Here is a 4,475-nt window from a genome sequence, read left to right as displayed (position 1 = left end):
GGTTGTTTGCGCGCATCCCTCCGGGGCGGTGGACTGAAGCCAGGCCGAGATCACGAACAGCCGCGCCATACGATGGCAGCTTGTCCGTGGTGATCGCCTCCGGATGGACACCCTGGTTCCGGAGCAACTTTCGAAGAAGCTTCAACGCGGCGTGTTTGTTCCGCCGCTTCTGGACCAGAACGTCGAGGACCTCGCCTTCGTCATCGACCGCGCGCCACAGCCACATCTTCCGTCCACCGATCCGCACGAACATCTCGTCGAGATGCCAGCGACCTGTCGGCGGTGACCGACGTCGGCGGAGGTTCGCCGCGATCTGCGGACCGAACTTCACGATCCAGCACCGGATCGTCTCGTAGCTCATTTCGATCCCGCGCTGAGCCAGCAGCTCTTCCACATCGCGCAGGCTCAACGTGAACCGGAAGTACAGCCACACCGCCTGGCGGATCACGTCCGCCGGGAACCGATGGCGCTTGAACGATAGCGGCTTGTGCAACGATCGGCTCCAACGCGGGCCCTATCGCCCGTTCTGGAGACACTTTGCCGTTAGACTGACAGCACCCCGGAGCGGGTGGCTTCGCTCGCCGCTCTGGCCGTGCCGCATCCCGCTGGCTTCGCAGCCGTGGTCGGCGGCGACTTCGCCCAGCTCGAACGCTCCTGGTACGTCTTTCTGTTCCAATCCGGGGCCTTGGCGGACGCTGTGGCGGCAGCGGAGGACTTCGCATTCCTTGAACACCTATGGCGGCGATGGTCGCCGAACTGGACACCCGACGGCGAGGCGCTGGCGGCAATGCGGGCCACTTTCCGCACGCCCGGCGTGCTGGCCGCCGCGCTCGGCTACTATCGCGTCGCTTTCGATCCCACCCACACTCGGGCCGCTGAGACCGCCGCACTCGGCGCGACGCCGATCCAGGCGCCGGTCCTCGGTCTATCTGGCGGACAGGACGGCTGCATCGCGCCAGACGTATTTGGCGCCGCGATGCCGGCGACCCTTTTCTCAGGTGGGGTGACGCTGGAGGTCTGGCCGGACGCGGGCCACTTCCTTCACCTCGAACACCCAGGTCGGACCGCGGAACGTATTGCGGCTTGGATGACCCGCGGTTCTTGAAACAAGGCCCAAGCAGGCAACGGGAGGGGCGGCGGAATGAGCAGTGGCCATCTTCAGCCAAACAAATGCACCGACCGGTAAGGGAAGCGGCGCTGTCAGCCCAAACTCGCGGACCGGCTTCCGGGTCTGCTGAGATAGACACAATGACCAAGTCCGATAGGCGGTCATGTCGGGCCCTCCGCGCCGCGGATCTCCAACCCGCCGCACTGGCCGAGTGAGAGTCGCTCGAGCGTAAGGGTCGTCCGAGGTTAGGCCCGAAGCGCCAAACTGGAGACGGGGTCGACGTAGACTGACAGCACCGCCACCAGTCATGGACAAACATTGGTTGAGTTTTCTGGAGGCGGGTTGCGGCTCGACTGCCAGCACCGCCACACAGTGCGGCGACCTGTCTTCATTTCAAGGACGCTTCGGCTTGTGCTGACCACGAAGCCAGCGCCGAGCAGACGAGCCCAACCCCGAACGCTGCGATTACAACCAAGTGGGCGCAAAGCGTCGCGACGGCGAGGGCCGCCAGCAGGAGTGCGAAGGGAGAATTCGATCCGAGCAACAGGAGGACGACGTTGCCCGCAACGAGGTTGGGGCTGGTGAGGAATGGTATGCGAGCACTCACCATTGTAATCGCCAGAAGCGGAATCCAGATATCTATCCTGCCCTCGGGAATGGCGATCTCCCAAAGAGTCAGAGTGAGTCCGCATGCGACCAGCAAGCGCACCGCGTGCACCCCGGCCAGGAATACGAGCTCCCGGCGGCTGAGAGAGAAGATCCGGCTTCCGAACATCAAGACTGCGAGCGCGATCCCAACCGCGCCGGCCACCGGCCAGAATGCCGGGCGGAGCCATTGGGCGAGCTCGGCCCCATGGGCTCCGGTCGCGGCTATCAGCAAGGCGATCAGGGTGAACGCAAAGCCAATAATCGCGGAAAGGATATTGACGTCCTTGATGGTCGCCAGCGGCGGATTGGCAAGCACCGCCCGGCGCCGCGCCCAAAAGTACAGATAGGCCTCGCCAGCATAGCCGAGCACGGCCTCGTTGATCGACGTCTTGCGCATGAGCGCCCACAGGCTCGACAAGGGAAGCCCCCAAAGCCGGCGATAGATCACGAGATCGGCGAGTGGCTGGACCAGATAGAGGACGGCGAACACGGTGATCGCGGTCCAGGGCAGTCGGGTCATCAACTCGGCCGCTGCGGGTGTGGCGTCCCGGAGCTGATAGGCTATCGCCGCCAGTAGAGCCGCCGAGGCTGCGACGCCCGCGAGCATCGAAAGAGTCCGGGGCGCACGCAGATCTGCCTCGTCGACCGCCGCCGCTTCCGGATCACGCCCCAACACCAGTCCCCCGTTCAGCGATGAGCCTTCGGTAGGTTTCGAACAGAGCGGAGTAGTGTTCGTCGTCGCCGCGTACTTCCGACGCCGCGCAGACTGCGGCGGATCGCAAGCTCGTCGGATCGCGCGCCGCCAGTCGACGGATCGCCGCCGCCAACCCTTCCGTATCGCCGGCGGGATAGGTTTCCGAAGTCGCAGGTTTCGCAAAGCCCGCGCTGCCACCCCAATCCGGCAACACCAGCGGCAAGCCGGCGGCCGCAGCCTCGCCGGTCACGAGGCCATAGGTTTCAGATTCGCATCCATGAACCAGGGCGTCGGCGCTGGCCATCAGGGCGGCCAAAGCCGACCGGTCGCGGATCGCCCCGGCCAAGTGCACAAAGGGTTTCCCCGCGGCGGCGGCGGCCACCCTTGACCGCGCCATGCCGTCGCCGACGATGACGAGGCCGAACGGCCCCTGGTCCTGAGCGGAGGCCACGGCCTCGATCACCATCGGCCAGCGCTTCTGGGGGTGGAGCCGCCCGACTCCCAAGAGCAGGCGTGCGCTGGGCGGCAAGCCGCAAGCGGCGAGCAGGCGCGCCCTCAACGCCTCATCGCGGCGCGAGGGTGAGAAGGTCGCGCGATCAACGCCGAGATCCACCGGCAAGACCGATCCGACGCCCTGCCCCGTCAGGCGAGCGGCGAGCCAGTCGCCGGCGACCACCGCGTCGAACTTCGAGGCCAGCCGCCGCATGTAGCCCCAATAGGCTGCGAACAGGCGATCGATCTGGTCGCGTGTGAGCGATCCCGCCAGCCAGCGCTGCGGATAGACCGCCACGGGCTCGGCATGCACGAACAACGCCCGCGGCGCCTGACCAGCCCAGGAAGCCGCGATCCAGGCGCCGCGCCACGGCGAAGACGCCTCGATAAGATCGGGTTCCAGCATGTCCAGGCGGGCGTGCACCGGCGAGGCGTCCCAAAACATCCAGTAGTTCGGATCGAGGGGCAGAGGAGGCGAGCGAAGGGTGAAAACACCACCCACGCCGCGCGGTTCGAAAGCGTCCCTCGGGCCGGGCGCAATGACGTAGAACTCAAGACCAGCAGCCGTCGCCGCCTCGAACTTGCGATCGACGTAGGTGCGCACGCCACCGCCGTTGGGCGAGTAAAACTCCGAAATTTCGACGATTCGCATCGGCGACCTCGCCTCTCCAAACGCGGTTTGAGCGGGCGAAGGGTCACGGTCAACGGTCCTGCAGTGGATCGCTCAGGTGTCACATTCCGCTGGCAAAGGGATGGCGGCTTGCGCCGAGAATCAGCAGGCGTGTGAGGAGTGGGACGTGACGCAATCCTTGGTCGCCCGTCCGGGGTCAGTCGATAACCAGCCGCTTCGGGTGGCGCTGTTCTCCGGCAACTACAACTACACGCTCGATGGAGCCAACAAGTCGCTCAACCGGCTTGTGGACTTTCTTCAGACCGAGATCGGCGCCCAGGTTCGCGTCTACTCGCCTACGACAGAGCATCCCGCGTTTGAACCGGCCGGCGACCTGATCTCCGTGCCGTCGGTGGCGATCCCTTCGCGGCCGGACTATCGCATCGCGCTGGGGCTTCCGCCGGCGATCCGGCGCAACATCATCGGTTTCCGACCTCACCTGGTGCACCTTTCGTCGCCCGACCTGCTGGGGCTGGGCGCACTGCGGCTGGCGCGAACCCTGCGGATTCCAGCGGTAGCGAGCCTACACACGCTCTTCGACAACTACCTCGACTACTACGCGCTCGGGTGGATGCGGCCGCTGCTGCGCCGTCACCTAATGCGGTTCTACGCGGGCTGCGACTATGTTCTGGCGCCGACGCCTGCGCTCGTGGACGAGCTTCGGATAGAGGCCCTGCCGGCGCGGATCCGGCTATGGGCGCGGGGCGTCGATCCCGAGCTGTTCAACCCGAACCGGAGGTGCGAGGCGTGGCGCCGGGCGCAAGGCTTTGCTGCGGATCGGCCGGTGATCGTGTTCATGGGCCGCGTCGTGCTGGAGAAGGGCCTGGGTGTCTTCGCCGAGACGATCCGGAGACTCGAACTGC

Annotated in this window: 5 protein-coding genes; 2 read left to right on the top strand and 3 right to left on the bottom strand. The window is 65.9% G+C overall.

Going from position 1 to position 4,475, the window contains the following annotated elements; all coding sequences use genetic code 11:
• Window positions 1-493, bottom strand: a 493-nt coding sequence (locus ACIQ3R_RS15625; RefSeq protein WP_397419781.1) for an IS6 family transposase, incomplete at its 3' end; no start/stop codon positions are given.
• 75 nt (window positions 494-568) lie between these two features.
• On the opposite strand from ACIQ3R_RS15625, the gene ACIQ3R_RS15620 reads away from it, so the two are divergent.
• A complete protein-coding gene (locus tag ACIQ3R_RS15620; protein ID WP_397419780.1) occupies window positions 569-1,105 on the top strand; it encodes an alpha/beta fold hydrolase in 537 nt (178 codons plus the stop codon).
• A gap of 391 nt (window positions 1,106-1,496) precedes the next feature.
• Here ACIQ3R_RS15620 and ACIQ3R_RS15615 read toward each other — a convergent pair whose 3' ends face one another.
• Together ACIQ3R_RS15615 and ACIQ3R_RS15610 are read right to left on the bottom strand one after the other, a co-directional pair.
• Window positions 1,497-2,429 (bottom strand): hypothetical protein, encoded by a 933-nt coding sequence (locus ACIQ3R_RS15615; protein WP_397419779.1) that lies wholly within the window; start codon window positions 2,427-2,429, stop codon window positions 1,497-1,499.
• Window positions 2,419-3,594: a glycosyltransferase gene (locus ACIQ3R_RS15610; RefSeq protein WP_397419778.1), complete on the bottom strand. Its 1,176-nt coding sequence runs from the start codon at window positions 3,592-3,594 to the stop codon at window positions 2,419-2,421. Before ACIQ3R_RS15610 ends, ACIQ3R_RS15615 begins: the two co-directional genes overlap by 11 nt.
• 145 nt (window positions 3,595-3,739) lie before the next feature.
• Between ACIQ3R_RS15610 and ACIQ3R_RS15605 the strand changes: the two genes are divergently transcribed.
• On the top strand, window positions 3,740-4,475 hold a 736-nt coding region (locus ACIQ3R_RS15605; protein WP_397419777.1), incomplete at its 3' end, for a glycosyltransferase.

The sequence above is a fragment of the Phenylobacterium sp. genome, from assembly GCF_044371015.1.
In the GTDB taxonomy this organism is placed as follows: Bacteria; Pseudomonadota; Alphaproteobacteria; order Caulobacterales; family Caulobacteraceae; genus Phenylobacterium.
This window is presented reverse-complemented; position numbering and strand designations above follow the sequence as displayed.